This is a genomic window from Amycolatopsis sp. CA-211722 (assembly GCF_056828465.1).
The window spans coordinates 7,814,612-7,840,998 of the sequence record NZ_CP184752.1 but is presented as its reverse complement, the minus strand read 5'-3'; the positions used below and the strand labels follow the sequence as shown (position 1 = coordinate 7,840,998).

The window sequence follows — 26,387 nt, the reverse complement described above, 5'->3', positions numbered from 1 at the left end:
GCCCAGAGTCTTCGGTGCCGGACCCCGGGCGGGCCGGCACCGGAGGGCGCCGCCCCCGGACCACGGGCGGTCGACGGCGTCGGGCACCGCCTCCAGACCCTGGGCGGTTCCCGGCGCCGTAGCCATGTTCAGCGGGCGGCTTTCGCGTAACGGCGGGCCAGCACGGCGAAAGCCTCCCTGAGTTCGGGCGGCCCGACGACCTCGATGTCGGCGTCGAACCGGCCGATACTCGCCGCGAGCCCGGCCCACGACCACGACCCCAGCACCAGACGGCACCGATCCGGCCCGAGTTCCTCCACGACACCGTCGCGGACGTAGTGGGACACCGTGGCCGCCGGGAGATCGAGAACGACTTCCCCGCGGCAGGGCCACTCGCCGGTCTCGGACGAACCACGGAAGCGGCTCGCGACGAACGTGGCGACGTCGGGAGCCGGCAGGTCCCGTGGGGTGAACCGTGGGCCGGTCGGAGTGCGCGGGGAGATCCGGTCGGCCCGGAAGGTGCGCCAGTCGGCGCGATCCAGATCCCAGGCGACGAGGTACCAGCGGCCGTGCCAGGTGACGAGGTGATGCGGTTCGGCCCGGCGTCGCGCGTCCGCGTAGTCGAACCGCAGGATCTCGCGGGCGTGCACGGCCGCGCCGAGCGCGAGCAGCACGTCGCCGTCGACGCGGGATTCCGCCCGGGTCGCGGGTGATTCGACGGCGGTGACGCGCACCGTGTCGATCCGGCGCCGCAGCCGGGAGGGCATCACCTGGCGGACGGTGTGCAGCGCCCGCATCGCGGCCTCCTCGATGCCCGCGCCGCTGGTGGTGGCGATCTGGAGCGCGACGGCCAGCGCGACCGCCTGCTCGTCGTCGAACAGCAGCGGTGGCAGCTCGGACCCGGCGTCGAGCCGGTACCCGCCGTCGGGGCCTTTGATGGTCGCGATGGGGTAGCCGAGTTCGCGCAGCCTGTCGACGTCGCGCCGCACGGTGCGCGGGCTGATGTCCAGCCGCTCGGCCAGCAGCGCTCCCGGCCAGTCGCGACGGGCCTGGAGCAACGACAGCATCGACAACAGGCGCGCGGAGGTCTTCGGCATGGTTTCCATGATGCCTCCAGTAGAGGCCACACCCTGTCCTCTACCCCTGCGAGAGTCGTCGTGTGCCAGAAAACGACAACTCGGAGGGCCCGATGACCGCCACCATCCTCGACGCCGAGCGCGCCGACCTGCTCGAAGCCCTCGACACCGTCCGCGCCGCGCTGACCACCACCGTCCAGGGGCTCACCGACGAGCAGCTCGACGAGCATCCGACGGTCAGCGAGCTGAGCCTCGGGGGCCTGATCAAACACGTCGCCTCGATCGAGGAGATGTGGTTGCGGTTCGCGGTCGAGGGCCCGTCCGCGATGACCTACGACCTGCCGGAAGGCGTCACCTGGGCCGATCTCGGCGCCGGGACCGCCCGCGAGTTCCCGCAGTGGGCGATCGACCACCAGAACAACTTCAGGATGCTGCCCGGCGACACGCTCGCGGGGATCCTCGCGCGCTACGAGCAGGTGGCCGCGCGGACGAAGGAGATCGTCTCGTCGATCCCGGACCTGTCCGCGACGCATCCGCTGCCCGAGGCGCCCTGGAACCCGCCGGGCGCGGTGCGGAGCGTGCGCCGCGTGCTGACGCACGTCATCGCCGAGACCGCTCAGCACGCCGGCCACGCCGACATCCTGCGGGAGAGCATCGACGGCCAGAAGTCGACCTGATCCTGCCCGCGGCGTCGTGAGCGGCGCCCACCACGCCACTGCCACGCTCGCCCATGCCAGTACGTGAAGGCCCCCTTCATTGCGCTAGACGCAGTGAAGGGGGCCTTCACGTACTTGGGAAGGTGTGAAGGTCGAGTTTCCTCGGCTGAGCCGAGGGAAGGGGGCCTTCACGCGCGGTCGCGGTGACTGCTGGGGCTCACGGACTTGCGATCAACCGCCACCCTGGGACCGCCGTGGTTCTGACCGTCGTCATCACTCACGAGGGGCATAGGTCGCTCACAGCTTCCTGCCGTAAGGTCCCCGCCCGTCGGCGGCCGGTGATCTTGGTGGTGGTTGTGTGCGGGAGACGGAGCGGCGATTTCGCCCGGAAATCCAGGGATTGCGGGCACTCGCGTGCGTGCTGGTGGTCGTCTACCACGTCTGGCTCGGCCGGATCTCCGGCGGTGTCGACGCGTTCTTCCTGATCTCCGGCTTCCTCGTCACCGGCCAGCTCTACCGCGCGGCGTCGCGCGGGAGGATCGAGTACCGGCCGATGTGGGGCCGGATGATCAAACGGCTGTTCCCGGCCGCGCTCACCGTGCTGCTGCTGGTGGTCGCGGTGAGCATGGTGCTGCTGCCGCAGAACCGCTGGTTCCAGACGATCAAGGAGGTCGTCGCCTCCGCGCTGTACCTGGAGAACTGGCGGCTGGCGGCGGATTCCGCCGACTACTTCGCCCAGCACAACTCGGCGAGCGTCGTCCAGCATTTCTGGTCGCTCTCGATCCAGGGGCAGTTCTACGTGGTCTGGCCGTTGCTGGTCGGCCTGGTGCTGCTGGTCGCCAAGGGGACACGCCGCGGCGTCCGGCCGATGCTCCTCGCCGTGCTCGGCACGGTGTTCGCGGTTTCGCTGGCGTATTCGGTGTGGCTGACCGCGGTCGATCAGCCGCTGGCGTACTTCGATTCGCTGACGCGGGTTTGGGAGTTCGCGCTCGGTGGCCTGCTCGCCTTGCTCATCGACCGGATCCAGGTGCCCCGGCCGGCACGCGTCGTGTTCGGCTGGGCCGGGGTCGCCGGGCTGGTCGCCTGCGGCCTGGTGCTCCAGGTCGGGACGGTCTTCCCCGGCTACCTCGCGCTCTGGCCCACACTTTCCGCCGCGCTGGTGATCCTCGCGGGCGACACCGCCTTCAAGGGCGGCGCCGATCGTTTCCTCGGCAGCCGCCCGCTGAAGTACCTCGGCGACCTGAGCTACGCGCTCTACCTGTGGCACTGGCCGGTCCTGGTGTTCTACCTCGTCGCCCGTGACCGCGAGGAAGTAGGCCTGCGCGGGGGTGCGGTGATCGTCGCGCTGTCGTTCGCCCTCGCCGTGCTCACCCACCACCTGGTCGAAAAGCCGGTCCGCGGTTCCGCAATCGGAACGCGGAACCGGTGGGGCGCCTACCGTTTCGGCGTCGCGACGCTCGCGGCCGTGCTCGCCGCGACGGGCGCCTGGCAGTGGGTGAGCGTGCGCCAGGCGGAGAGCTATTCGATCGCGGTGGACGATCCCGACCACCCCGGCGCGCTCGCGCACACCGACGGATTCAGCTACTGGGGCGCCGCCGACGCCGCGCTCGTCCCGTCGTTCGTCGCGGTGTCCGAAGACTGGGCCGGGATCGACCCCGGCCGCTGCGGCCCTTCCCCGCGGAACGCCGAACTCGAGGTCTGCACCTCGCAGACCTCCGGGCATCCCGCTCGCCGGATCGTGGTCGCCGGCGACTCCCACGCCGGGCAGTTCCTCGGCGCCCTTCTCCCGATCGCCGAAAAGAAGAACTGGGAGGTCACGGCGATCCTCCGCGGCGGCTGCCCGTTCTCCACCGACTCGGACACCGTGCCCGGCGATCAGTCCTGCGTCGACTGGAACACCGCCGTCGTGGACGAGATCGTCACGACCCGGCCCGACGCGGTGATGACGATCGGCACCAGGGACGTGAAGGTCGGCGTCGAGGAACGGGTTCCCACCGGCTACATCGCCCAGTGGCGGAAGGTCGACGAAGTGGGTATCCCGGTGCTGGCGGTGCGGGACAACCCGCGCTTCGGCCAGTCGCCGTCGGCGTGCGTCGAGAGTCGCGGCGCGGAAGCGCCCGAATGCGCCACCCCGCGTTACGACCTGTATGCGGCGGAGCCACCGTACGAGGCATTGCCGGATCTGCCGCCGAACGTGCGCTTCCTCGACTTCAGTGACTACTTCTGCACGGCCGAGGTCTGCCCGCCGGTGATCGGCAACGTGCTCGTCTACCTCGACGACAACCACGTCAGCGGTACCTACATGTCGACGATGTCGGCGATCGCGGAGAAGGCGATCACCGACGCTCTCGGCTGGGCGGACGACCACGCGGAGGAACCGCCTCCGGGAGGGTGATCCAGACAACAGATCGCCGTTGAATTGCGTCGAACCACACCAAGTCACCGATTTGGCGAGCTTTTACGCAATGATTCGCCCTTAACCACGCATTGAAGCGGCGGATATCGTCGTCGCCATGAGGGTCGCCGTTCATCAGGGCTCGTACGCCGAGCTGCCGTCCGCCGTCGCGGGGTCGGGCGCCGATCTCGTGATCGCCGCCGAGATGATCACCACCGGTTACCACATCGGCGCCCGTTCCCATGAGCTCGCCGAACCGGCCGACGGTCCGACAGCGGCGCGGATGTCCGCGCTGGCAAGGAAAACCGGCGTCGCACTGGCCTACGGGTACCCCGAGTCCGAAGGCGGGCGCGTGTTCAACAGCGTTCAGCTGATCGGCCGCGACGGACAACGCCTGGCGAACTACCGCAAGACGCATCTGTTCGGCGACATCGATCGCGACTGGTTCGAGCCGGGCACCGAGGCGGTCGTCCAAGCCGAGCTGGACGGCCTCCGGGTCGGCCTGCTGATCTGCTACGACGTCGAGTTCCCCGAGCTGGTGCGTGCGCACGCGCTGGCGGGGACCGAACTGCTCGTGGTGCCGACCGCGCTGATGAGCCCGTACGAACTGGTGGCCGACACGCTGGTGCCCGCTCGCGCCTACGAGAGCCAGCTGTTCGTCGCCTACGCGAATCGCTGCGACACCGAACGGGAACTGACCTATTGCGGCCGCTCCTGCGTCGTCGCCCCGACCGGCGAGGTACTCGCCCGCGCGGGCACCGGCCCGGAGCTGATCAGCGCCGAAGTCAGCCGTGACGCGCTCCTCGCGTCGCGGCTGGAGAACACCCACCTCGCCGACCGACGGCCCGAGCTGTACCGAGGACTTTCCGCATGACCTCCGCCCTCCCGACCGCGATCCACCACGACGAACCGGCGGGCCGCCCGATCACCATGTTCGGCCCCGATTTCCCGTTCGCCTACGACGATTTCCTCGCCCACCCGGCCGGGATCGGCTCGCTGCCCGCGGAGCGGCACGGCACCGAGGTGGCGGTGATCGGCGGTGGCCTCTCCGGCATCGTCACCGCGTACGAGCTGATGAAACTCGGCCTCCGCCCGGTCGTCCACGAGATCGCCGAGATCGGCGGACGCCTGCGCACGGTGAATTTCCCCGGCTGCCCGGACGACGTCGTCGCGGAAATGGGGGCGATGCGCTTCCCACCGGCGTCGACCGCGCTCTTCCACTACATCGACAAGGTCGGCCTGGAGACGACGCCGTTCCCGAACCCGCTGGCCGCGGGGACGCCGAGCACCGTCGTCGACCTGAAGGGGGAGAGCCACTACGCGCGCACCGCGGACGAACTCCCCGCCGTTTTCGGCAAGGTCGCGGCCGCCTGGGACAGCACGTTGTCCGAGCAGGCCGCGTTCACCGAGATGCAGAAGGCGATCCGCGATCGCGACGTGAAGACGATCAAGCGGCTGTGGAACGAGCTCGTGCCGAAGCTGGACAACCAGACCTTCTACGGTTTCCTCTGCGACTCGCCCGCGTTCGCCTCGTTCCGCGACCGCGAGATCTTCGGGCAGGTCGGCTTCGGCACCGGCGGCTGGGACACCGACTTCCCGAACTCGATCCTGGAGATCCTGCGGGTGGTCTACACCGGAGCCGACGACGAACACCGCAGCATCGTCGGCGGGAGCAGGCAGCTTCCGTTGCGGCTGTGGGAACACGCGCCCGAGGACATCGCTTTCTGGCCCGCCGGAACGAGTCTGAGCTCGCTGCACGGCGGGACCCCGAACCCCGGCGTCGCCAGGCTGCACCGCACCGCGCCGAACAACGTCACCGTCACCGACACCGAAGGCCGCGTCCGCACCTACCCGGCGGCGGTGTTCACGGCGCAGAGCTGGATGCTGCTGTCGAAGATCGCCTGCGACGAGGCACTGTTCCCGATCGACCACTGGACGGCGATCGAGCGCACGCACTACATGGAGTCCTCGAAGGTCTTCGTCCCGGTCGACCGGCCCTTCTGGCTGGACAAGGACCCGGTGACCGGCCGCGACACGATGAGCATGACGCTCACCGACCGCATGCCGCGCGGCACGTACCTGCTCGGCGACGACCCGGACTCGCCCGCGGTGATCTGCCTGTCCTACACCTGGGCCGACGATTCGCTGAAGTGGCTGCCGCTTTCGGCTTCCGAGCGGGTCGAGGTGATGTTGCAGTCGCTGAAGGAGATCTATCCGGGCGTCGACGTCCGGCGGCACGTCATCGGCGACCCGGTGACCGTGTCCTGGGAGGCCGAACCGCATTTCATGGGCGCGTTCAAGGCCAACCTGCCCGGCCATTACCGCTACCAGCACCGGCTGTTCACCCACTTCAAGCAAGACCGTCTGGAGGAGCGTCACCGAGGTCTCTTCCTGGCGGGCGACGACGTCTCGTGGACGGCGGGCTGGGCCGAGGGCGCCGTCCAGACCGCGCTCAACGCGGTGTGGGGCGTCCTGCACCACTTCGGTGGCGAGACGCACCCGGCGAACCCGGGGCCCGGCGACGTCTACGACGACATCGCGCCCGTGGAACTGCCCGACTGAGCGCGGCGGCCCACCAGCCAGGCCATACCCGCGGCGAGGAGAGCGCCGATGGTGTTCATCAGCCAGTCGTTGGTGTCGCAGGCACGGCCGATCGCGGGCACGAACGCCTGGATCGCCTCGATCACCGCGGACAGCGCCGATCCCGCCACGAGCATCGTCACCGGCCGCCGGGCCGCCAGCGCGGCGAAGTAGACCGGCGGCAGGAACAGCGCGACGTTGGCCAGGAGTTCGACCGAGCCGAGCGTGGGCAGGGAGAACTGGACCGTGCACAGGATCTCGTCGATCGTGTGCCGCGTGGGCACCAGCGTCAGCGCGAGGACCGGTACCAGCGCCACTCCCGCGAGCGTCCAGAGGACTCGATGCCTGTCCGCGAGCAGATGGCCCGAGACGCCGCAGACGAGTGCGACCAGGAGGATCGCCACCGGCACCAGGGCGGAGTGGTCGAGCAGGAAGTTCGTGATCATGGCGGGCCGATCCTACGAGCCGGTGAACCCGACCTCCGCGGACGGCACCACCCGCACCCGTCCACCGGGATGGATCGCCGTGCTCAGCAGGAGATTGTGCCGGGCGATGACCTGTTCGGCCGTCAGGCCCGTGGTGGGGTCTCCGTCGGCGGACGGCGCGTGGCCGTCGGCGACCAGCACGACGTCCAGGCCGTGGCTCTGCGCGGACCGGGCGGTCGCGTCCACGCAGTAGTCGGTGGCCAGCCCGGTCAGCACCACGGTGTCGACGCCCCGGTCGACCAGCAGACCGGCCAGGCCGGTGCGGTGGAAGGAGTCCGTCGCCGTCTTGTCGACCACGACGTCGACCGGTTCGAGACCGAGCAGCGCGCTGACCCGGGTGCCCGGCGACGCGGGATCGAAGTCGGTGCCGGGAGCGCCGATCTGCCGCAGCGCGATCACCGGGACGCCGTTCTCGCGGGCTCGCCGGGCGAGTCCCGCGATCCGGGCCGCCAGCTCCTCGCCGCGCCAGACCAGGGGAACGAGCATTTCCTGCATGTCGACGATCAGCAGCGCGGCCCTCATACGCGGCAGCCTAGGGCAGCGCGGCGAGCGACTCGGCCTCCGGGATGAGCAGCCGCGGCGTTCCGGTGCCGTCGGCGGGGACCGCCCAGACGTCGGAGTGCCCCTGCGTGCGGGGGAGGGCGTAGGCGACGGTGTGACCGTCGAGCCAGGCGGGCTGGTCGTCGACGCTCCTGGTCTCGGCCAGCGCGGTCACCGTGCCGCTGGCGAGGTCGAGCACCGAGACACGCCAGCCTTTCGCGGGGTCGCCGTCGATGGCCGCCTTGTAGGCGATGCGGGTCTCGTCGGGGGAGAGGGACGGGCATTCCACGTTGTCCCGCGACGCCCGCACGGTGCGGGCCTTCGAGTCGCCTTCGACGAGATACCGGTGCGAGCCGGTCGACATGGTGGCGTAGAACCGGTTCGGCTGCCGGGTGAAGGTGACGCCCCAGAAGTTGACGTCGGCGGCCTGGTACGGCTTGCCGTCCACGGTCACGGCGAAGTCCTCGAGCGTCCCCTCGACGTCGCCGGTGGTGAGATCGAGGGTGCCGGCGCGGGTGGAGAACCGGCCACCGTTGTAGGAGTCGCCGGTGACGAACACCGTCCACGCCAGCCGCTGCCCGTCGGCCGAGACGCGCGCGCGGTTGGGCACCCCGACCAGCGGGATCTCCTGCGTCACCGCGAGACGGCGGTCGAGCACGGCCAGCTGGTAGGTGGTCAGCCCGGTCTCCGGCCGCAGGCAGATCGCGGTGCCGCCCGCCGCGTGGACCCGGCTGCAGGACACGGTCGACACCGCCCGTGGCCCGCCGGGGTCGGCGCTGCTGACACTGGACACGTGCCCGCGGTCGGCGTCGGCGGTGCTGCGGAACAGCAATCGAGGGCCTTCGAGGGTGACGGCGTCGCTGGTGCCCGCTGATGCGGCGCCTTGGTTGCGCGCGCCCGCCGCCCCGACGTAGAGCATGGCGGCCGCGGCCAGCGCGAGGGTTCCGGTGACGGCGATCAGGACGCGGGTGCGGGTGTTCACGGTCGTGCCTTCCTGCGGTGGAGCCGAAGAACTGGTGAGGGGGTGAGGTCCGGATCTGGTCCGGGTTCGTGGCGCGCCTCATGGTCGAGACGTGTCGCGAAAGCCACTTTCGGGACACCAGACGTCCCGAAAGTGGCTTTCGTGACACCGTCGCCGGGGTCTTACCCGGTCACCGCCAGACGTTCGTGATCGGCGGCTTGTTCGCCGCGTTGCCGATGCCCGGCAGGCCGAACGCCGCCTCGATCGTGCGGAGGATCGAGTAGTGGTTGATCGATTCGCTGTAGCTGCCCGGTTTCACGTGGGCACCGACGAACGTGGTGAAGATCTGGTTCACCGACGTCCCGCTGTCCTCGTCGAAATTGACGATCAGCAGGCTGTTGTGCGTCTTGGCCCACTGGGCGTAGGCGTCGAGGTTCTTCTTCAGCCATTTGTCACCGGTGTCGACCGGGCAGTCGTGCATGTCGCTGCACAGGTCCGGGGTCACGAAAGCGACGTCCGGCAGCTTGGTGAAGTCGCTCGGGAACGACGAGAACCGTTTGTTCGCCGACGACGGCACATTGCCGAAGCTCACCCAGCTGTTGTGTTTGCGCGCGTATTTGCCCTTCGTGCAGCCGGTGTAGCCGTCGGAAGGCATGCTTTCGGCATAGCCGACGAACTTCTTGCCGATTCCCGCCAGCTGGGAGGCGAGGTTCTCCTTGTTCCCGAGATCCTGGCATTTGTTGCTGTCGACCCCGTGCGTCGAGCCCGCGAACTGGGCGATGTAGTTCGGCTGGCTCGGGTGCGTCGTCCCGTACGCCTTGGTGAACTTGGCCCCCTGCGCGGCGAGCTGGTTGAAGTACGGCGCCTTCGAGCTGCCGCTGATCTCCTTGTAGTCCTTGTTTTCGAACATCACGAGGACGATGTGGTCGAACCCGGGCACCGCCGCCGCGGCGGGCTCCACCGCGGCGGCAGGAGTGTCCTGATGGGACACCGCCAGTGCCGTGGCCAGCCCGATCGCGGCCACGGCCGCGATCGCGATCCGTTTCCAGCGCATTGAAACCTCCTGGGAAAAGTTGAAACTTTGACGACCGGCCGTCGGGTTCAGCGGCGCTCCGCAGGCGTCGACAGAGTCGAGACATCAGATGTCTCAGGTGCATTTAAACGGCAGGGGAGCCTGTGGCCCATCAAGATCGCCTGACTGGAGCAGTCGGCGGTCGTGGAACGCCTCAAAACCGGCATTGCTTGGCATGAAACCATGTAAACCGGGCGTTCGGCTTGTGCTCGGGCACGCGAACCGATCAACGTATGGCAACTCGTTGATTCGGCCGGTCGACGGCAACGACGTCATTGTCGCGGCTTCATGGTGCACTCATCCGACCATTGGTTAAGCTGGTTGCCGTGAAGCCCCTTTTGCCGAGACCGGCCGGATACACGATCGAAGAACTTTCCACGATCGTCGGCATGTCGGCGCGCAATATCCGGGCCCATCAGACGCGGGGGCTGCTCGCCCCGCCGGTGCGGCACGGCAGGTCCGCCTACTACGGCCCGGCCCACCTGCGGCGCCTGCGGCGGATCACGATGCTGCAGAAACAGGGCTTCAACCTGGTGTCCATCGCCGCGATGCTCGGAACGACCACAGTGGACGGCGCCCACCGGCTGGACGCCGCGATGGCCGACATCGCCCGTGACCAGCCCGCCGTCGTCCGCTGCCTGGAGCGGCACGGAGTGCTCGGTCGGGACGACATGGGTGCGCCGGCCGTCGTGCGCCCGTCCGTCTCACGCGCGGTGGCGGAGCTCGCCGGAGCCGGGGTGCCGCCCGCCGCGGCCCTGCGGTTCCTCGGGCAGTTCATGGACCGGGTCGCGACGCTGGCGGGTGAACAACTCGCCGCGCTGAAAGCTCACGCCGGTGGCGCCACAGGAGCCTGTTGCGCTGAGCTCCTGGTAAGCGCTTTCAGGGTGACCGTGGAGAACGCCGCCGAAGTCACTTTCGCAGACGGGGAGCCAGCGCCACGGCCGCCGAGGTGACGGCCGCCGTCGCGACGTCGAGGCTCGTGCCGTCCGCGAAAGCGGACAGCATGACGACCACATAGCGGTCGCCTTCACCGACGAGCCCGGTCGTGTGCGCGTCCACCGAACCTCGTCCGGCCGCCCAGCCCTGTTTCACCGCCCACGGCCGGCCGGGGAAGGCCGAGGGGATGCCGAAATGCTGGTCGAACCCGTCCGCGGCGACACGCGTCGCCGCCCGGAGCGGTTCGAGCACCACGTTCCGTTTGGCCTTCGGCAGGCCGAGGATGTGGCGGTAGACCGCGGCGACGTCGTCCGCTGTGGACAGCGTGTCGCCCCAGCGGCCCGGGTCGGCGGGCGGTGTGGTGTTCCGCAACCCCACGGCGGCCACCGTCCTGGTGACTATCGCGGGCCCGCCGTTCCTGGCCCAGAGCGTGTTGGCGACGGTGTCGTCGCTTCTCGCCAGCATCCGGTGGATCTGGGAGGTTTCGGCCCTGCTTGCCTTGCGCGTGACGGCGTCCAGCGCGATGAACAGTTTCACGACCGACGCCGTGCGGAACCGTTCCGAGCCGCGGTCGCCGATCACCTGCTCGCCCGACGTGCGGTCGAAGACCACGGTGGCGTCGCGTCTTTCCGGTGCCGGGGTGCCGGCGCGGAAGAGCACATAGCCGAGGATCGCGGCGATCACGAGGAAGGCGATCAGGATCGTCACGCGAACGCGCGGTCGCCGGTTCGTGCCCGGCACCGCGATGGGCGTGGTTCGTTGGTCGAGCATGCCGCCGATGTTCAGAGCCGATCATCGTGGCCCTGTCTCGTTCGTGTCATGACTCTGTAACGGCGATCCACTGCAGGGAAAGAGTTTTCTCGCTTCGGGCGACAGGCCGGGAAAACGGCCGTTCACCTCGGCCGATCGGCCGAGGTGAACGGCCGTCCGGTCGATGTGTCCGAAACGGACGGTCAGACCGGCTCCGAAGAGACGACCGACGGCAGCCCGCGGAGCCTCTCCAGCAGCGGCTCGACCTCGTCGGCGTCGATCAGGACCGCACAGGTCATGGTGCTTTCGCGGACGCCGTCGCGAACGTCGACGGACAGGTCGTGGACCAGGCAGCCGAGCGCCTCGACCAGGCCGGGGATCTGCTCGACGCCACCGACGAAATAGGTCGCGATCCGGCGGCGGACCAGCATGGACGAGCGGGGTGTGGGGAGCTGAACCGAAACAGCGGACATCGTGGTCTCCAAAGGCGGGAAAACGTACAGGCCATGGAGGGCCAGGTCCCGGGAGATGCCCCGTATCGAGGGGTCGCCGGACTGCGCGCCGGCGACCTGGTTCAGCCGGCGCGCTCGACTACGAGTCGGTCCAAGCGGAGTCGGTCCAAGCGGCGCACGGCGACAGGCTAGCACGTTACGAGAGACGCAGCCGAGAACCTTGCTCGCGGACGTGCGCGGCGGAGCCGCAGCCGAGGTCCAGCTGCCGCTGCCGCTCGGCCACGAACGCCCGGCCGAGGCCGGTGCGATCCGAAGTGGACAGTGTGCGCCGGAGTTCGTTCAGCAACCCGCGTTCCTCCGCGCGGATATGCGCGTCCACCGAATTCTCCAGCGCCGCCAACGCTTTCTCGGAGTCGGCGGACTCCAGCACGGCCAGCAATTCGTCCGCGAGCCCGCTCTCCGTCGTATCGGGACGGACGATCCGCTCCGTCGCGGTCGCGTGGGCGACCAAGGACGCGGACAGCTCGGCGATCAGCGCCGGACGGTCGGCCTCGTCGTTGCGGAGGTCGCGGAACAGCTGTTCGATCCGGCGGTGATCGGCCAGGACGACCTCCACCAGGTCGGAGCCCGGGGGAGCCGCCGTCGGGCCGGGACGCATCCAGCCGAACGTCAGCTCCACGGCCTGGCGCCAGTGCGAGTACTCACTGTCGCGGCGGGCCGGGTCCATCGTCGGGAGCCACTGCCCGGCGCGGTGCCAGTTCCGCCGCAGGCCCTCCAGGTCCGGCCAGTATCCGACCGACAACCCGGCCGCGTACGCCGCGCCCAGCGACACCGTCTCGGCGACCATCGGGCGCACCACCGGCACGTCGAGGACGTCGGCGACGAACTGCATCAGCAGGTTGTCGGCGGTCATCCCGCCGTCCACCTTGAGCGTCGACAGCGCGAGCCCGGAGTCGGCGTTCATCGCGTCGACCACCTCGCGGGTCTGCCAGCCCGTCGCCTCCAGCACGGCCCTGGCCAGATGCCCCTTGGTGATGTACGACGTCAGCCCGGCGATCACGCCGCGCGCCTCGCTGTGCCAGTGCGGTGCGAACAGACCGGAGAAGGCGGGCACGATGTAGCAGCCGCCGTTGTCCTCGACCGTCCTCGCCAGCGTCTCGATCTCCGGCGCGCTGCCGATCAGTTCGAGCCCGTCGCGGAACCACTGCACCAGCGATCCGGTGACGGCGATCGACCCTTCGAGGGCGTAGACGGCGGGCTCGTCGCCGATCTTGAACCCGACGGTGGTGAGCATGCCGTGGGTCGAGAGCACGGGTGTCGGACCGGTGTTGAGCAGCAGGAAGCTGCCCGTGCCGTACGTGCACTTCGCCTCGCCGGGCGCGAAGCAGGTCTGGCCGAACAACGCGGCCTGCTGGTCGCCGAGCGCCGCCGCGATCCGGATGCCCGGAACCACCCGCGACGTCGTCCCGTACACCTCGGTCGACGGCCGGATCTCCGGCAGCATCGCGCGCGGGACGTCGAAGAACTCCAGCAGTTCGTCGTCCCACGACAGCGTGCGCAGGTTCATCAGCATGGTGCGCGAGGCGTTGGTGACGTCGGTGATGTGGACGCCGCCCTCGGGCCCGCCGGTCAGGTTCCAGATCAGCCAGCTCTCCACCGTCCCGAACAGGACATCGCCGCGTTCGGCGCGTTCCCGCAGGCCAGGGGTCCGTTCGAGCATCCACCGGATCCGCGGCGCGGAGAAGTACGTGGCCAGCGGCAGCCCGCACAGCCGCCGGACGCGGTCGGCGCCGGGCTCGCGGGCGAGGTGTTCGAGCATCGCGTCGGTGCGGGTGTCCTGCCAGACGATCGCTCGCCCGACCGGGTTGCCGGTGTGCCTGTCCCAGAGCACCGTCGTCTCGCGCTGGTTCGCGATGCCGAGCCCGGCCACCTGTGCGGCTTCGACGCCGGCGTCGGCCAGCGCCTGCGGCACGATCCGGCCGACGTTGCGCCAGATCTCCGTCGCGTCGTGTTCGACCCAGCCCGGCCGCGGGAAATGCTGGGTGTGTTCGCGCTGAGCGACCGACACCAGCCTGCCGCGCGCGTCGAACAGGATGCACCGCGTCGAGGTGGTGCCCTGGTCGATCGACATCACGTAGCGCTGGACCACGCGAGCACCTCCATCACCATCGGGACGCGCCGAGATCGCGGGAGACCGCTCGTGCCGCGTCGCGCACGTGGCCGAGCAGCCGCGGGATCGGGCTGCCGTCGGCTTCACAGATCCGGTCCGCCGCGCCGGAGACCCCGATCGCGCCGACCACGATGCCGCCGTGGCCGCGGATCGGCGCGGCGATCCCGGCCTCGCCGGTGATCATCTCGCCGTTCTCGCTCGCCCAGCCCGCCTCGCGTACCTTGCCGCAGGCGCGTTTGATCGCGGTCTGGGTGACCAGGGTCCGGCGGGTGTAGGCCTCCGGCCCGCCGGTGCGCAACGATGCCACGAGACCGGTGTCATAGGCCAGAAGGACTTTCCCGAGCGCCGTCGCGTGCAACGGCAGGAGTGTGCCGACGTCGAGCGTCTGCAGGCTGTCGTCGGGCCGGAAAACGTGGTGCACCACCAGGACCCGGCCCTCCAGTGGCGCGCCGATGCGGACGGCCTCTCCGCTGCGCGCGGCCAGCGCGTCGGCCCAGTTGATCGCGCGGGAGCGGAGTTCGTTGACGTCGAGGTAGCTCGTGCCGAGGTGCAGCAGCGCCGCGCCCAGTTGGTATTTCCCGGTGTCGCGGTCTTGTTCGACAAAGCCGACCCCTTGCAGGGTGCGGAGGATCCCGTGTGCCGTTCCCTTGGCGAGTTCGAGGGAGTCGGCGATCTCGCCGACCCCGAGACGGCCTGAACCGCGCGCCAGCAACCGCAGGATCGCGGCGGCGCGCTCGATGGACTGGATCGGACCGGGCACGGCCCAACCGTAGCCCGACCGGCCCTGATTCGACAATGTCGAACATCGTCTCCAGACGTTCGACAATGCCGACCGGCGTCCGTTGACCCCGGGTTTCCCCGAACTTAACTTCGGCCTCAACAGGGCAACGGTGTCCTTTGTGGAGGAAGCAATGGTGCGAAACCTCAAGGCTCGCGGACTGGCGGGCGAACTGGCGGCGGAGTTCGTCGGGACGATGATCCTCATCCTGTTCGGCTGCGGGGTGGTGGCCCAAGTCGTCGCCGCGGGCATCGGGGACCACGACAGCATCGCGTGGGCATGGGGAATCGGTGTCACGCTGGGTATCTACGTGGCTTCACGGATCAGCGGCGCGCATCTGAACCCCGCCGTCACCGTGGCGCTCGCGGTGTTCAAGGGCTTCTCGTGGCGCAAGGTCGCCCCGTACGCCCTGGCGCAGACCGCCGGCGCGTTCCTCGGCGCGCTGCTGGTGCGCTGGAACTACACCGAGGTGCTCAACGCCGCGGATCCCGGCCTGACGATCAAGACCCAGGGTGTGTTCTCCACTCTTCCGGGTAACGGAACCCTGCCGGTGGGTGACTGGGGCGCCTTCCGCGACCAGATCATCGGTACCGCGATCCTGGCACTGGTGATCTTCGCCATCACCGACCTCCGCAACACCGCGCCCGCCGCGAACCTCGCCCCGGTCGTCGTCGGCTTCCTGGTGGTCGCCATCGGCATGGCCTGGGGCACCAACGCCGGCTACGCGATCAACCCCGCCCGCGACTTCGGCCCGCGCCTGATGTCCTGGCTCACCGGCTATGACACCGCGTTCACGGATCAATACGGGTATCCGTACTGGTGGATCCCGATCGTGGCGCCGGTGATCGGCGCGGTCGTCGGCGGGGCGATCTACAAGTTCTTCATCGAGCGTTACCTGCCCGCCGAACCGGCACCGGAAGCCTTGCCCGCCAAGGACATCGAGCGCGTTTCCTAAGGAGAGAAACCCATGTCTGACTACATCGGCGCCGTCGACCAGGGCACCACCAGCACGCGTTTCATGATCTTCGACCACGGCGGCAACGAAATCGCCCGCCACCAGCTCGAGCACGAGCAGATCCTGCCGAAGCCGGGCTGGGTCGAGCACGACGCGACCGAGATCTGGGAGCGGACCCGCTCGGTCATCGCCACCGCGCTCAACAAGGCGAAGCTGACCGCCGCCGACCTCGCGTCGCTCGGCATCACCAACCAGCGTGAGACCACCGTCGTGTGGAACCGCCGCACCGGGCGCCCGTACTGCAACGCCATCGTGTGGCAGGACACCCGCACCGACCGGATCGCCTCGGCGCTGGAACGCGAGGGCAAGGGCGACGTCATCCGCCGCAAGGCCGGTCTGCCGCCCGCCACCTACTTCTCCGGCGGCAAGCTGCAGTGGATCCTGGAGAACGTCGAGGGCGTCCGCGAAGACGCCGAAAAGGGTGACGCGCTCTTCGGCACCACCGACACCTGGCTGATCTGGAACCTCACCGGCGGGCCCGACGGCGGTGTGCACGTGACGGATCCGACCAACGCGTCGCGTACCATGCTCATGGACCTGGAAACCCTGGAATGGGACGACGAACTGCTGTCGTTCTTCGGCGTCCCCAAGCAGATGCTGCCGTCGATCGCGCCGTCGTCGAACAACGGCCGGTTCGGCGTCACCCGCGCGGACGGCCCGCTCGGCGGCGAGGTCGCCATCACCGGCGTGCTCGGCGACCAGCAGGCGGCGACCGTCGGCCAGGTGTGCTTCCGCCCCGGCGAGGCCAAGAACACCTACGGCACCGGCAACTTCCTGCTCCTCAACACCGGGCACGAGGTCGTGCGGTCGAAGCACGGGCTGCTCACGACGCTGGCCTACCAGTTCGGCGACGAGAAGCCGGTGTACGCGCTGGAGGGCTCCATCGCCGTCACGGGTTCCGCCGTGCAGTGGCTGCGCGACCAGCTGGGCATCATCAGCGGCGCGTCCCAGAGCGAGAGCCTCGCGCGTCAGGTCGAGGACAACGGCGGCGTCTACTTCGTCCCCGCGTTCTCCGGGCTTTTCGCCCCCTACTGGCGTTCCGACGCGCGCGGCGCGATCGTCGGCCTCACCCGCGCCACCACCAACGCGCATCTGGCGCGGGCGACGCTCGAAGCGATCTGCTACCAGACCCGCGACGTCGTCGAGGCCATGCAGAACGACTCCGGCGTCACGCTCGACGTGTTGCGTGTGGACGGTGGCGTGACCGCCAACGAACTCTGCATGCAGCTGCAGGCCGACATCCTCGGCGTGCCGGTGTCGAAGCCGGTCGTCGCCGAGACCACCGCGCTCGGTGCCGCCTACGCGGCCGGGCTCGCCGTCGGGTTCTGGAAGAGCACCGACGAGCTGGAACAGAACTGGAACGAGGACAAGCGCTGGGAGCCGTCGTGGACGGACGAACAGCGCGCCGAGGGCTACGCGGGCTGGCAGAAGGCCGTCGGCCGCACGCTCGACTGGGTCGAGGTCGAGTGAGCCCGATGAACAGGAGGAACAAGGTGACACCCGTACCGCTTTCCCCGGTCTACCGTGCCGAGACGCTGCGCAAGCTCGCTCGTGAGGAGATCGACGTGCTGGTCGTCGGCGGGGGAGTGACCGGTGCCGGCGTCGCGCTCGACGCGGCGTCGCGCGGGCTCTCCGTCGCGCTCGTCGAGGCCCGCGACTTCGCCGCCGGAACGTCGAGCCGGTCGTCGAAGCTGATCCACGGCGGGCTGCGTTATCTGGAGAACCTGGACTTCAAGCTGGTCCGCGAGGCGCTGAAGGAACGCAGCCTGCTCCTGCAGACCCTCGCGCCGCATCTGGTCCGGCCGGTGAAGTTCCTGGTGCCGCTCAAGCACCGCGTCTGGGAACGCGGCTACATCGGCGCGGGCGTCACGCTCTACGACACCCTCGGCGGAGCGCGCGCCCTGCCGCGGCACCGGCATCTGTCGAAGCGCGGCGCGGGCAAGGTCGCTCCCGGTCTCGCGGACGACGCCCTGATCGGCGCCATCCAGTACTACGACGCGCAGGTCGACGACGCCCGCCACACGATGACCATCGCGCGGACCGCGGCCGAGCAAGGTGCTTCCGTCCTCACTCGCGCCCGGGTCACCTCGCTGATCCGCGACGGTGAACGCGTCGTCGGAGCCAAGGTCGTCGACCGCGAGAGCGGTGCCGAGATCGAGGTCCGGGCGAAGACGGTCGTCGCGGCCACCGGTGTGTGGAGCGACGACATGGCGGAAGCGGCGGGCATCCCCGCGCCGTTCACCGTGCGTGCGTCGAAGGGTATCCACCTGGTGGTGCCGCGCGAGAAGATCGACCTGGACACCGGGCTGATCCTGCGCACCGAGAAGAGCGTGCTGTTCGTCATCCCGTGGGGACGGCACTGGATCGTCGGCACCACCGACACCGAATGGGACCTCGACCGCGAGCACCCGGCGGCCAGCCAGGCGGACGTCGACTACGTGCTCGATCACCTCAACGCGGTCCTGCGCACGCCGCTCACCGCCGACGACATCGAAGGCGTGTACGCGGGGCTTCGGCCGCTGCTGGCCGCGAAGGCGACGTCGACCACGAAGCTGTCGCGGGAGCACGCCGTCGCGCATCCGGTGCCGGGTCTGGTGATCGTGGCCGGCGGCAAGTACACGACGTACCGGGTGATGGCCGCCGACGCGGTCGACGTCGCGGTGGAGGACCTCGGCCGCCCCGCGCCGTCGTCGTGGACCGAGCGGCTGCCGATCGTCGGCGCGACGGGCTATCACGAGCTGTGGGGTGCGCGGCACTCGCTCGTGCAGCGCACGGGGCTGCCGATCGCCCGCATCGAACACCTGCTCCAGCGCTACGGCACCGCGATCGAGGACATCCTGGAGTCGATCTCGGACCGTCCCGAACTCGGCGAAGCGATCCCGGGGACGGCGGAGTACCTGAAGGCGGAGGTCGTCTACGCGGTTTCGCACGAAGGCGCGCTGCACCTGGAGGACGTCCTGACGCGGCGTACCCGGATCTCCATCGAAGAGCGGGATCGCGGGGTGACCGCGGCGCCGGTGGTGGCGGAGCTGATGGCGCCGCTGCTGGGCTGGGACTCGCACAAGCAGGAGCGCGAGGTTGCCAATTACCTCGCGCGGGTCGAGGCGGAGCGTTCCGCCCAGGCCCAGCCGGACGACGAGGCGGCGAACGCCAGCCGTCTGGCGGCTCCGGCGCTGCTGCCCAGCTGAAGCGCGTGAAGGCCCCCTTCCCTCGGCTCAGCCGAGGGAAGGGGGCCTTCACGCTACTTGAGCCAGTCGAGGTAGCGGGTCCCCGCGATACGGGCGCCGTCCTTCGTGGTGAGCACGTCGCCCTTGACCGCGGCGAACATACCCGCGGTCTCGTCGACGGTCACCGCACGCGTGTCTCCCTTGGCGGACAAGGTGATCCGGCCCAGTTCGTCCAGCGGGTAGACGTCCGGGCCGCCCACGTCGAGGGTTCCGTTCAGCGGCTTCCCGGCTGACACCTCGGAAACCGCGGCGGCGACGTCGGCCGCGGCGATCGGCTGGATCGGCGTGCTGGGCAGCCGTACTGCGGACTCGTCTGAGGTCCAGGACAGCACCGCGTCGACGAATTCCATGAACTGGGTGGCGCGGACGATCGAGTAGGGGACACCGCTCTGCTTGAGGATGTCCTCCTGCAGGGTCTTGGCCCGGTAGTAGTCGAGCTGCGGCACCTGGTCGACGCCGACGATCGACAGGATCACGAAATGCCCGGTGCCCGCCTTCTTCGCGGCCGCCACGAGGTTGTCCATCGACGTCCGGAAGAACGCGGGGGAGGCGTCGTCGAAGGTCGGCGAGTTCGTGAGGTTGACGACCACGTCGGCGCCGTCGAGCGCGCTGTCCAGGCCCTGGCCGGTGAGCAGGTCGACCCCGGTGGACGGCGAATGCGGCACGGCCTCGTGCCCCGCCTCGTTCAGGTTGCGCACGACCTGCGAACCGATCAGCCCGGTCCCGCCGATGATCGCGAATTTCATGACCCAGCGCCCTTCGTCGGTGGCGCCCGTAAACCCGGACACCGAATGTCCGAGATAATACTCGGATACATTGTGTCCGAGTCAAGAGGCGGGTTAGAGTCATCCGGGTGAAGATGTCCGGTGGGGTCGAGTGGGCCCTGCACTGCTGTGTCGTGTTGACCTCCGTCGACGAGCCCGCGCCCGCCGCGCGCCTGGCGCAGCTTCACGACGTCTCGCCGAGCTACCTCGCGAAGCAGCTCCAGGCGCTTTCCCGGGCCGATCTCATCCGGTCGGTGCAGGGGAAGGCCGGGGGCTATGTCCTCACCAGGCCGCCTACGGAGATCACGGTGCTCGACGTCGTCGAGGCCATCGACGGACCCGGCCCGGCCTTCCTCTGCACCGAGATCCGGCAGCGCGGCCCGATGGCGACGCCGCCCGAGGCGTGCACGACACCGTGCGCGATCAGCCGTGCGATGGCGAACGCCGAAGTCCAGTGGCGGGCGGCGTTGCGTGCCGTCACCATCGCGGATCTGGCCGACGACGTCCGGGGTGACTACGGTCCGGGCGCGCTCGCCGGGATCGGCACGTGGTTCAAGGCCGCCGAGGGGTAGCCGAAGGGCGCTTTCCCCGCATGCGATGCGAGGAAAGCGCCCTTCGCCGCCTGGGATGAGGGAATGTCCTCACGCCTTGAAGCGGTCGGCGTGCTCGGCGACCCACTGCGCGAACGTGCGGGCGGGACGTCCGGTCACCTTCTCGATCGTGTCGACGACGGTGCGCGCCTCCACCGGCGGATCGCTGTGCCAGCCGACGACGTACTCGGCGTCCGCGACCGAGACGCCTTCGGCCAGCAGCCGGTCGATCGCCTGCTGTCGTGTGATCCGCTCCAGTGCGATGTCACGGCCGACGCCGGAGCCGAGGATCGCGATCCGTTCGCTCGTGGTGAGCGCTTCCGGGCCGGTGAGGTTGTAGACCTTGCCCGAGTGCCCGTCCTCCACGAGCGCGGTGGCGGCGACGGCGCCGATGTCGCCCTCGTGCACCACCGCGCTCGGGAGGTCGAACGGCTCACGGACCACACCGTCGGCCCGGACCGAGTCGACCCAGGTCAGGGCGTTGGACATGAACTCCTGCGGCTCCAGCCGCGTCCATTCCACGCCGGACTCGGCCATGGCCTGTTCCGTCGGCCCGACGTAGCCGCCCCACACGATGGTCATCCGGCGCACTCCCGCGTCCACGGCGCGTTTGACCAGGTCGGCGCCGACCTCGGCGAGGCCTGCCGTCACGGTGATGTGCAGCTTGGTGACACCTGCCAAGGCTCCGGTCAATGTCTCCGGCGCGGTGTGCGTGCCTTCCATCAGTTCGACGCCTGCCGGAAGCCGCGCGGCGGCGGGATTCCTGCTGAGTGCCCGGACGTGCTCCCCGCGGCGGACGAGTTCGGCGACGACGTGGCGGCCGGTGTTCCCGGTGGCGCCGGTTACCAAGACGGTCATGAATGATCCTTTCGTTTCCCGTGACGGTAAAAGCTCAAGTAATGTGGAGGTCAAGCGGACCGATCAGGAATCGAGAAGCGTCGAGGTCACGGGATCCCTAGCGTCTTCGCCACAGGCCAAACGACTCCAGGAGGTTCTCGTGAGCAAGCGGATCCGGACGTTCCACCGGTGGACGTCGCTCGTCTTCGTCGCCACCGTCATCGTGTGCTTCGTGGTCGTCGCGCAAGGCGACCCGGCCGAGTGGGTGCTTTACACGCCGCTGCCGCCGCTCTTCCTGCTGATGTTCAGCGGCCTCTACCTCTTCGCGCTGCCGTACACCGCCAAGCGGCGGAACCGGCGGCACGTGGCCGGATGAGTCTTAGTTCACGGCAAAAATTAACAGGCGGCATATCGGGCGGAAACTCTTGACGCGGCCGCCGCGTCCGGTGAGGATCGGCCGGTCCCCGCCTTCCGCAGAATGGACCAGACCATGGCAAGACGTGCTCGTGCGCGCCGAAGTCCGCTGATCGCCTTGATGAGTCTCGCGCTGCTCGGCGGGGCCGTGGTCGCCACGCCCGCCGCCGTCGCGGCGGAACGACCGGTGATCGGGAAGCCCGCGTTCGATCGGGACGGCTGTGCCCGGATCGAGAAGAGCCTGCCGACGCTCGCGGACTGGCCGAAGGTCGAGAGCCGGTTCAAGGGCAAAGGCGGTGACGAGCGGCGGATCGCCCGGATCCTCGAAGGGATGACCCTGGCGGAGAAGGTCGGGCAGATGACGCAGCCCGAGATCGCCGCGATCACCCCGGACGAGGTCCGGCAGTACTCGATCGGCTCGGTCCTCAACGGCGGCGGCTCGTGGCCGAACAAGGACAAGCACGCCTCCCAGCAGGACTGGCTGAAACTCGCCGATTCCTATTGGGACGCCGCGAAGGGCAGCAGGACGAAGATCCCGGTGATCTGGGGCATCGACGCCGTGCACGGCAACAACAACGTGTACGGGGCCACCGTCTTCCCGCACAACATCGGGCTCGGCGCGGCGCACGACCCGTGCCTGGTGCGCGACATCTCCGCGGCGACGGCCCGGCAGATCCGCGCCACCGGCCAGGACTGGGCCTTCGCGCCGACGCTGGCGGTCGTGAAGGACGATCGCTGGGGACGCACCTACGAAGGGTTCTCCGAGGATCCGCGGATCACCAGGGCTTACGGCTACGAGGCGATCAACGGTCTCCAGGACGGCTCGACCAAACGCATCGGCTACAACGGCGTGATCGGTACCGCCAAGCACTTCATCGGGGACGGCGGCACCCTCAAGGGGCAGGACCAGGGCGTCAACCCGGCGTCCGAAGCCGAGATGATCAACGTCCACGGGCAGGGCTACTACGGCGCGCTCGCGGCGGGCTCCCAGACGGTGATGGTGTCGTTCAACAGCTGGACCAACGCCGAACTCGGCATCGACGAGGGCAAGCTGCACGGCAGCGACAAGGCGCTGAACCAGATCCTCAAGGGCAAGATGGGCTTCGACGGCCTCGTCGTGTCCGACTGGAACGGTATCGGCCAGGTTCCCGGCTGCACCAACGCTTCCTGCCCACAGGCGATCAACGCCGGGATCGACATCGTGATGGTGCCGAACGACTGGAAGGCGTTCATCGCCAACACCGTCGCCCAGGTCGAGGACGGCCGGATCCCGCTTTCGCGGATCGACGACGCGGTGACGCGGATCCTGCGCGTCAAGCTGCGCGCCGGGCTGTACGAGTCGCAGAAGCCGTCGGACCGGTCCTACGCCAACTCCGACGAAGCGCTGAAGGAGACCTGGCTGGCGCGCGACGCGGTCCGTTCCTCGCAGACGTTGCTGAAGAACAACGGCAACGTGCTGCCGCTCAAGCCGAAGTCGAAGGTCCTCGTGGTCGGCAAGAGCGCGGACAGCATCCAGAACCAGACCGGTGGCTGGACGCTGAGCTGGCAGGGGACCGGCAACACCAACGCGGACTTCCCCAACGCGACGTCGATCCTCGCCGGGCTCAAGCAGCAGCTCGGCGACGTCAACGTCACCTTCGACGAGAAGGGCGACACCGACCCGAAGGGTTACGACGCGGTCATAGCCGTCATCGGCGAGACCCCGTACGCGGAAGGCGTCGGCGACCTGACGCGCAAGACGCTGGAGGCCTCGAAGCTCTACCCCGAGGATCTGGCCGTGCTCGACAAGGTCCGCGGGAAGGGCGCTCCGGTCGTCACCGTCTATGTCGGCGGCCGCCCGCTGTACATGAACAAGGAGATCAACCGCTCCGACGCGTTCCTCGCGGCCTGGCTGCCCGGCACCGAAGGCGGCGGCGTCGCCGACGTCCTGGTCAAGGGCGGGTTCAAGGGCACGCTGCCGTACTCGTGGCCGAAGAGCGCGTGCCAGACGCCGCTGAACGCGGGTTCGGCGGACTACGACCCGTTGTTCAAACTCGGCTACGGGCTCAAGACCGGGCAGCGCGTCACGGTCGGGCAGCTCGACGAGACGGCGGGGCCGGTGACGTGCGGCTCGACCGGTGGCGGCGGTACCGCGACCGAGGATCTCGAGGTGTTCAATCGCACCGATGTCGCGCCGTACAAGGGTTTCATCGGCTCCGCGGAGAACTGGGGCGGTACCGAGATCGGCCCCGACGGCGCCGCTTCGCACGCCGAGATCACCGTCGTGCAGTCGGACGTGAACGTGCAGCAGGACGGGCTCAAGTCGACCTGGACCGGCACCGGGCCGGCGCAGCTCTACTTCCAGAACCCGGCCGGTACCAACGATCTGCGGGGCTACCTCAACGCCGACGCGGCGCTGGAGTTCGACACGATCGTGCACGAGGCGCCCGCCGGGCGGACGGTGATCAGCATGCACTGCGTCTACCCGTGCTTCTCCGAGGTGAACGCGACCAAGCTGTTCACCGACCTGGCGGGAGCGCCGAAGTCGACGGTGAAGATCCCGGTGTCGTGCTTCGCCAACGGGCTCGACCTGGAGAACGTCAACACGCCGTTCCTGGTGTACACGGACGCCAAGTTCTCCGCTTCGTTCGCGAACGTGCGGTGGGTGCCCAAAGGCGCTCAAGACCCCGACGCGAGACCCTGCTCGAGCCTGAACTGAAGTACGTGAAGGCCCCCTTCATTGCGCTAGACGCAGTGAAGGGGGCCTTCACGTACTTGCGACAAAGGGCGTCAGGTGGCCGCGGGTGGTGACCAGGTCAGCCGCGGATCCGTCTGCACGAAACTGCCCAGCAGGTGATCGATCCGCGTCAGCGCGTCGAGGTCCAGCACCACGCCGGCCGCCTTCGCGTTCTCGGTCACCTGGGCGGCCGTGCTCGCGCCCATCACCACCGAAGCGACGGTGTTGTGCTGCAACGTCCACGCCAGCGCCAGCTGGGCCATGGTCAGCCCGGCCTCGTCGGCGACGCCGCGCAGCAGGCCGACGCGTTCGAGGAGGTCCGGCAGGAGCAACGGCCGCGTCTCGATCGCCTTCGCGCCCCGGGAACCCGGCGGGATCTCGCCCGGCCGGTACTTGCCGGTCAGCACGCCCTGCGCGAGCGGGACGGACGCGAACTGCCCGATCCCGGAGCGTTCGCACACCGGCATCACCTGGGCCTCGGCGACCCGCCAGAGCATCGAGTAGTGCGGCTGGTTCGCGACGAGCGGGACACCGTGCCGCTCGGCGATCGGCCGCGCTTCCAGCAGTTGCTCCGCCGTCCATTCCGCGGTGCCCGCGTAGAGGATCTTGCCCTGCCGCACCAGATCGGACAGCGCGAGAAAGGTCTCTTCCAGCGGTGTGCGGTAGTCGAACCGCAGTAGCTGATAGACGTCGATGTAGTCGGTGCGCAGCCGTCGGAGGGAGCCGTGCAGCGACGTGACCAGGTGTTTGCGGCTGAGGCCCGCGTCGTTGACGCCCGGTCCCTCCGGCCAGAAGACGCCGGTGCACAGGACGAGATCGTCGCGGCGGGCGTGGCTCAACGCCGCGGCGAGGTTCTCCTCGGCGGCACCGCCGTCCCAGGCCGCGGCGGTGTGGAAGGTCGTGACGCCGGCGTCGAGCGCGGCCTGGACACCTTCGGCGCCGTCTTGGTGGGTGAGCCAGTTGCCGTAGGAGATCTCACTGACGGACAAGCCGCTCGCGCCGAGCCTGCGGTACTCCATGGTCACCTCTTCCGCGCGCCGGTTTCGAGGATGGTGCGGTCGATCCACTCGTCGAGACCGGCGGCCTTGCGGGCGTAGGTCTCCCGCACCGATTCGTGCGGCAGGATCAGGAACTCCTCCGACGCCAGCCCGTGCACGACGGACTCCGCGACGTCCTCCGGCTCCAGCAGGGGCGCGGCGGCGGCGATCGCGAGGGCGGCGGGATGCCCGGCCGCGATGCCGGGTTCCAGCAGCGCGGTCCGCACACCGAGCGGGCACAGCGCGCTGACCCGCACCCCGCGCGGACGGTAGGTGATGGCCAGCCATTCGGCGAGCCCGACGGCCGCGTGCTTGGTCACCGAATACGGCGCGTCACCCGGGGTGCCCAGCAGACCCGCGCCCGACGCCGTGATCAGCAGATATCCGTGGCCGCGGCTCAGCATCGCGGGGAGCGCGACCTGCGCGGCGTGCACGTGCTGCATGACGTTGATCGCCCACGACCGCGTCCACTGTTCGTCCGCGGCGTGCACGCCCGTCCCGAACGCGGCACCGGCGTTGGAGCAGAAGAGATCCACCGCGCCGAACGCCGAACGGGCGTCGGTCACCAGGGCCTTCAAGTCCTCTTTGGACGACGCGTCGGCGTGCCGCGCGACCGCCGCGCCGCCCGCGGCGGTGATCTCGGCGACCACCTTCTCCGCGCCCTCGAGATCGAGATCGGAGACGACCACCCCGGCGGCGCCCTCGGCGGCGAACCGCCTGGCCATGGCCGCGCCGATACCGTGTGCCGCGCCGGTCAGCACGACGACTCGTCCTGTTACTTCCACATGCGCTCCATGGTTATCGATGCTGCTTTCGGTGACAATTCTTCTGTTTTGTTACGCCGGTGAGCAACGTGTTGTCAGAATATGCGATACACGTGATAAAAGTGCAGGTCAGAGGCTTGTTCGGGAGACGTCGACATATTTGTTTCCGGCGCCGGACTTTAGCATGCGTTCC

At 69.1% G+C, this 26,387-nt stretch carries 24 protein-coding genes; 11 read left to right on the top strand and 13 right to left on the bottom strand.

Features of this window, described 5'->3' with window-relative positions; all coding sequences use genetic code 11:
• Positions 1 to 128 precede the first annotated feature (128 nt).
• Positions 129 to 1,076 carry a helix-turn-helix transcriptional regulator gene (locus ACOCEP_RS35910; RefSeq protein WP_482334023.1) on the bottom strand — a complete coding sequence of 316 codons (948 nt, stop codon included), beginning with the start codon at positions 1,074 to 1,076 and terminating at the stop codon, positions 129 to 131.
• Between the two features lie 92 nt (positions 1,077 to 1,168).
• On the opposite strand from ACOCEP_RS35910, the gene ACOCEP_RS35905 reads away from it, so the two are divergent.
• The 4 genes from ACOCEP_RS35905 to ACOCEP_RS35890 all read left to right on the top strand — a co-directional run bounded on the left by ACOCEP_RS35905 (position 1,169) and on the right by ACOCEP_RS35890 (position 6,668).
• Positions 1,169 to 1,732 (top strand): DinB family protein, encoded by a 564-nt coding sequence (locus ACOCEP_RS35905; protein WP_482334022.1) that lies wholly within the window; start codon positions 1,169 to 1,171, stop codon positions 1,730 to 1,732.
• 337 nt (positions 1,733 to 2,069) lie between these two features.
• On the top strand, positions 2,070 to 4,106 hold the full coding sequence (locus ACOCEP_RS35900) for an acyltransferase family protein (protein WP_482334020.1): 2,037 nt from the start codon (positions 2,070 to 2,072) through the stop codon (positions 4,104 to 4,106).
• 118 nt (positions 4,107 to 4,224) lie between these two features.
• Positions 4,225 to 4,980, top strand: a complete 756-nt coding sequence (locus tag ACOCEP_RS35895; protein ID WP_482334018.1) for a carbon-nitrogen hydrolase family protein — start codon at positions 4,225 to 4,227, stop codon at positions 4,978 to 4,980.
• Complete coding sequence (locus ACOCEP_RS35890) at positions 4,977 to 6,668, top strand: flavin monoamine oxidase family protein (protein ID WP_482334016.1); 1,692 nt, start codon at positions 4,977 to 4,979, stop codon at positions 6,666 to 6,668. The genes ACOCEP_RS35895 and ACOCEP_RS35890 overlap by 4 nt, the downstream gene beginning before the upstream one ends.
• Here ACOCEP_RS35890 and ACOCEP_RS35885 read toward each other — a convergent pair.
• The 4 genes from ACOCEP_RS35885 to ACOCEP_RS35870 form a co-directional block, all read right to left on the bottom strand.
• The gene (locus tag ACOCEP_RS35885; protein ID WP_482334014.1) at positions 6,632 to 7,132 is read right to left on the bottom strand and encodes a VanZ family protein; all 501 of its coding nucleotides are present in this window, start codon (positions 7,130 to 7,132) and stop codon (positions 6,632 to 6,634) included. The genes ACOCEP_RS35890 and ACOCEP_RS35885 overlap by 37 nt on opposite strands.
• 12 nt (positions 7,133 to 7,144) lie before the next feature.
• Positions 7,145 to 7,693 carry a cysteine hydrolase family protein gene (locus tag ACOCEP_RS35880; protein WP_482334013.1) on the bottom strand — a complete coding sequence of 183 codons (549 nt, stop codon included), beginning with the start codon at positions 7,691 to 7,693 and terminating at the stop codon, positions 7,145 to 7,147.
• 10 nt (positions 7,694 to 7,703) lie between these two features.
• Positions 7,704 to 8,693: a TolB family protein gene (locus ACOCEP_RS35875; protein WP_482334012.1), complete on the bottom strand. Its 990-nt coding sequence runs from the start codon at positions 8,691 to 8,693 to the stop codon at positions 7,704 to 7,706.
• Positions 8,694 to 8,862: 169 nt separating this feature from the next.
• The gene (locus ACOCEP_RS35870) at positions 8,863 to 9,726 is read right to left on the bottom strand and encodes an alkaline phosphatase family protein (RefSeq protein ID WP_482334010.1); all 864 of its coding nucleotides are present in this window, start codon (positions 9,724 to 9,726) and stop codon (positions 8,863 to 8,865) included.
• Between the two features lie 344 nt (positions 9,727 to 10,070).
• On the opposite strand from ACOCEP_RS35870, the gene ACOCEP_RS35865 reads away from it, so the two are divergent.
• Positions 10,071 to 10,697, top strand: a complete 627-nt coding sequence (locus tag ACOCEP_RS35865; protein ID WP_482334008.1) for a MerR family transcriptional regulator — start codon at positions 10,071 to 10,073, stop codon at positions 10,695 to 10,697.
• On the opposite strand, the gene ACOCEP_RS35860 is transcribed toward ACOCEP_RS35865, so the two are convergent.
• The 4 genes from ACOCEP_RS35860 to ACOCEP_RS35845 all read right to left on the bottom strand — a co-directional run bounded on the left by ACOCEP_RS35860 (position 10,654) and on the right by ACOCEP_RS35845 (position 14,812).
• The gene (locus ACOCEP_RS35860) at positions 10,654 to 11,451 is read right to left on the bottom strand and encodes a serine hydrolase (protein ID WP_482334007.1); all 798 of its coding nucleotides are present in this window, start codon (positions 11,449 to 11,451) and stop codon (positions 10,654 to 10,656) included. The genes ACOCEP_RS35865 and ACOCEP_RS35860 overlap by 44 nt on opposite strands.
• A gap of 182 nt (positions 11,452 to 11,633) precedes the next feature.
• On the bottom strand, positions 11,634 to 11,903 hold the full coding sequence (locus tag ACOCEP_RS35855) for a hypothetical protein (protein WP_482334006.1): 270 nt from the start codon (positions 11,901 to 11,903) through the stop codon (positions 11,634 to 11,636).
• A gap of 175 nt (positions 11,904 to 12,078) precedes the next feature.
• Positions 12,079 to 14,031, bottom strand: coding sequence for a glycerol kinase GlpK (gene glpK / locus ACOCEP_RS35850; protein ID WP_482334004.1), 1,953 nt, complete (start codon positions 14,029 to 14,031; stop codon positions 12,079 to 12,081).
• A 13-nt stretch (positions 14,032 to 14,044) separates the two neighbouring features.
• Positions 14,045 to 14,812 carry an IclR family transcriptional regulator gene (locus ACOCEP_RS35845; RefSeq protein ID WP_482334003.1) on the bottom strand — a complete coding sequence of 256 codons (768 nt, stop codon included), beginning with the start codon at positions 14,810 to 14,812 and terminating at the stop codon, positions 14,045 to 14,047.
• Between the two features lie 151 nt (positions 14,813 to 14,963).
• Between ACOCEP_RS35845 and ACOCEP_RS35840 the strand changes: the two genes are divergently transcribed.
• Genes ACOCEP_RS35840 through glpD form a run of 3 tightly spaced genes read left to right on the top strand, consistent with a single transcriptional unit; the run spans position 14,964 to position 19,033 of the window.
• Entirely contained in the window at positions 14,964 to 15,785 is an 822-nt protein-coding gene (locus ACOCEP_RS35840; protein ID WP_482334001.1) for an MIP/aquaporin family protein, read from the top strand.
• Between the two features lie 12 nt (positions 15,786 to 15,797).
• Positions 15,798 to 17,315 (top strand): glycerol kinase GlpK, encoded by a 1,518-nt coding sequence (glpK, locus tag ACOCEP_RS35835; protein WP_034316660.1) that lies wholly within the window; start codon positions 15,798 to 15,800, stop codon positions 17,313 to 17,315.
• Between the two features lie 5 nt (positions 17,316 to 17,320).
• On the top strand, positions 17,321 to 19,033 hold the full coding sequence (glpD, locus tag ACOCEP_RS35830; RefSeq protein ID WP_482333999.1) for a glycerol-3-phosphate dehydrogenase: 1,713 nt from the start codon (positions 17,321 to 17,323) through the stop codon (positions 19,031 to 19,033).
• A gap of 53 nt (positions 19,034 to 19,086) precedes the next feature.
• Here glpD and ACOCEP_RS35825 read toward each other — a convergent pair whose 3' ends face one another.
• On the bottom strand, positions 19,087 to 19,818 hold the full coding sequence (locus tag ACOCEP_RS35825) for an SDR family oxidoreductase (RefSeq protein ID WP_482333997.1): 732 nt from the start codon (positions 19,816 to 19,818) through the stop codon (positions 19,087 to 19,089).
• A gap of 113 nt (positions 19,819 to 19,931) precedes the next feature.
• Between ACOCEP_RS35825 and ACOCEP_RS35820 the strand changes: the two genes are divergently transcribed.
• Complete coding sequence (locus tag ACOCEP_RS35820; RefSeq protein WP_482339880.1) at positions 19,932 to 20,408, top strand: Rrf2 family transcriptional regulator; 477 nt, start codon at positions 19,932 to 19,934, stop codon at positions 20,406 to 20,408.
• 69 nt (positions 20,409 to 20,477) lie between these two features.
• On the opposite strand, the gene ACOCEP_RS35815 is transcribed toward ACOCEP_RS35820, so the two are convergent.
• Positions 20,478 to 21,284 carry an NmrA family NAD(P)-binding protein gene (locus ACOCEP_RS35815; RefSeq protein WP_482333996.1) on the bottom strand — a complete coding sequence of 269 codons (807 nt, stop codon included), beginning with the start codon at positions 21,282 to 21,284 and terminating at the stop codon, positions 20,478 to 20,480.
• 139 nt (positions 21,285 to 21,423) lie between these two features.
• Here ACOCEP_RS35815 and ACOCEP_RS35810 point away from each other — a divergent pair, with 139 nt between their 5' ends.
• Entirely contained in the window at positions 21,424 to 21,639 is a 216-nt protein-coding gene (locus ACOCEP_RS35810; protein WP_482333995.1) for a hypothetical protein, read from the top strand.
• 159 nt (positions 21,640 to 21,798) lie between these two features.
• A complete protein-coding gene (locus tag ACOCEP_RS35805; RefSeq protein ID WP_482339879.1) occupies positions 21,799 to 24,375 on the top strand; it encodes a glycoside hydrolase family 3 protein in 2,577 nt (858 codons plus the stop codon).
• Positions 24,376 to 24,446: 71 nt separating this feature from the next.
• On the opposite strand, the gene ACOCEP_RS35800 is transcribed toward ACOCEP_RS35805, so the two are convergent.
• Positions 24,447 to 25,412, bottom strand: coding sequence for an aldo/keto reductase (locus ACOCEP_RS35800; RefSeq protein WP_482333994.1), 966 nt, complete (start codon positions 25,410 to 25,412; stop codon positions 24,447 to 24,449).
• A gap of 2 nt (positions 25,413 to 25,414) precedes the next feature.
• The gene (locus ACOCEP_RS35795) at positions 25,415 to 26,215 is read right to left on the bottom strand and encodes an SDR family oxidoreductase (protein WP_482333992.1); all 801 of its coding nucleotides are present in this window, start codon (positions 26,213 to 26,215) and stop codon (positions 25,415 to 25,417) included.
• Positions 26,216 to 26,387: the final 172 nt, after the last annotated feature.

Excerpts from the sequence above, each read along its gene's own strand:
- ACOCEP_RS35910 (WP_482334023.1), bottom strand. The coding sequence starts at position 1,076 with ATGCCGAAGACCTCCGCGCGCCTGTTGTCGATGCTGTCGTTGCTCCAG.
- ACOCEP_RS35825 (WP_482333997.1), bottom strand. The coding sequence starts at position 19,818 with ATGAAATTCGCGATCATCGGCGGGACCGGGCTGATCGGTTCGCAGGTC.
- ACOCEP_RS35800 (WP_482333994.1), bottom strand. The coding sequence starts at position 25,412 with ATGGAGTACCGCAGGCTCGGCGCGAGCGGCTTGTCCGTCAGTGAGATC.
- ACOCEP_RS35805 (WP_482339879.1), top strand. The coding sequence starts at position 21,799 with ATGAGTCTCGCGCTGCTCGGCGGGGCCGTGGTCGCCACGCCCGCCGCC.
- ACOCEP_RS35855 (WP_482334006.1), bottom strand. The coding sequence starts at position 11,903 with ATGTCCGCTGTTTCGGTTCAGCTCCCCACACCCCGCTCGTCCATGCTG.
- glpD (WP_482333999.1), top strand. The coding sequence starts at position 17,321 with ATGAACAGGAGGAACAAGGTGACACCCGTACCGCTTTCCCCGGTCTAC.
- ACOCEP_RS35820 (WP_482339880.1), top strand. The coding sequence starts at position 19,932 with ATGTCCGGTGGGGTCGAGTGGGCCCTGCACTGCTGTGTCGTGTTGACC.
- glpK (WP_034316660.1), top strand. The coding sequence starts at position 15,798 with ATGTCTGACTACATCGGCGCCGTCGACCAGGGCACCACCAGCACGCGT.
- ACOCEP_RS35860 (WP_482334007.1), bottom strand. The coding sequence starts at position 11,451 with ATGCTCGACCAACGAACCACGCCCATCGCGGTGCCGGGCACGAACCGG.
- ACOCEP_RS35890 (WP_482334016.1), top strand. The coding sequence starts at position 4,977 with ATGACCTCCGCCCTCCCGACCGCGATCCACCACGACGAACCGGCGGGC.
- ACOCEP_RS35885 (WP_482334014.1), bottom strand. The coding sequence starts at position 7,132 with ATGATCACGAACTTCCTGCTCGACCACTCCGCCCTGGTGCCGGTGGCG.
- ACOCEP_RS35840 (WP_482334001.1), top strand. The coding sequence starts at position 14,964 with ATGGTGCGAAACCTCAAGGCTCGCGGACTGGCGGGCGAACTGGCGGCG.
- ACOCEP_RS35895 (WP_482334018.1), top strand. The coding sequence starts at position 4,225 with ATGAGGGTCGCCGTTCATCAGGGCTCGTACGCCGAGCTGCCGTCCGCC.
- ACOCEP_RS35815 (WP_482333996.1), bottom strand. The coding sequence starts at position 21,284 with ATGACCGTCTTGGTAACCGGCGCCACCGGGAACACCGGCCGCCACGTC.
- ACOCEP_RS35880 (WP_482334013.1), bottom strand. The coding sequence starts at position 7,693 with ATGAGGGCCGCGCTGCTGATCGTCGACATGCAGGAAATGCTCGTTCCC.
- ACOCEP_RS35870 (WP_482334010.1), bottom strand. The coding sequence starts at position 9,726 with ATGCGCTGGAAACGGATCGCGATCGCGGCCGTGGCCGCGATCGGGCTG.
- ACOCEP_RS35905 (WP_482334022.1), top strand. The coding sequence starts at position 1,169 with ATGACCGCCACCATCCTCGACGCCGAGCGCGCCGACCTGCTCGAAGCC.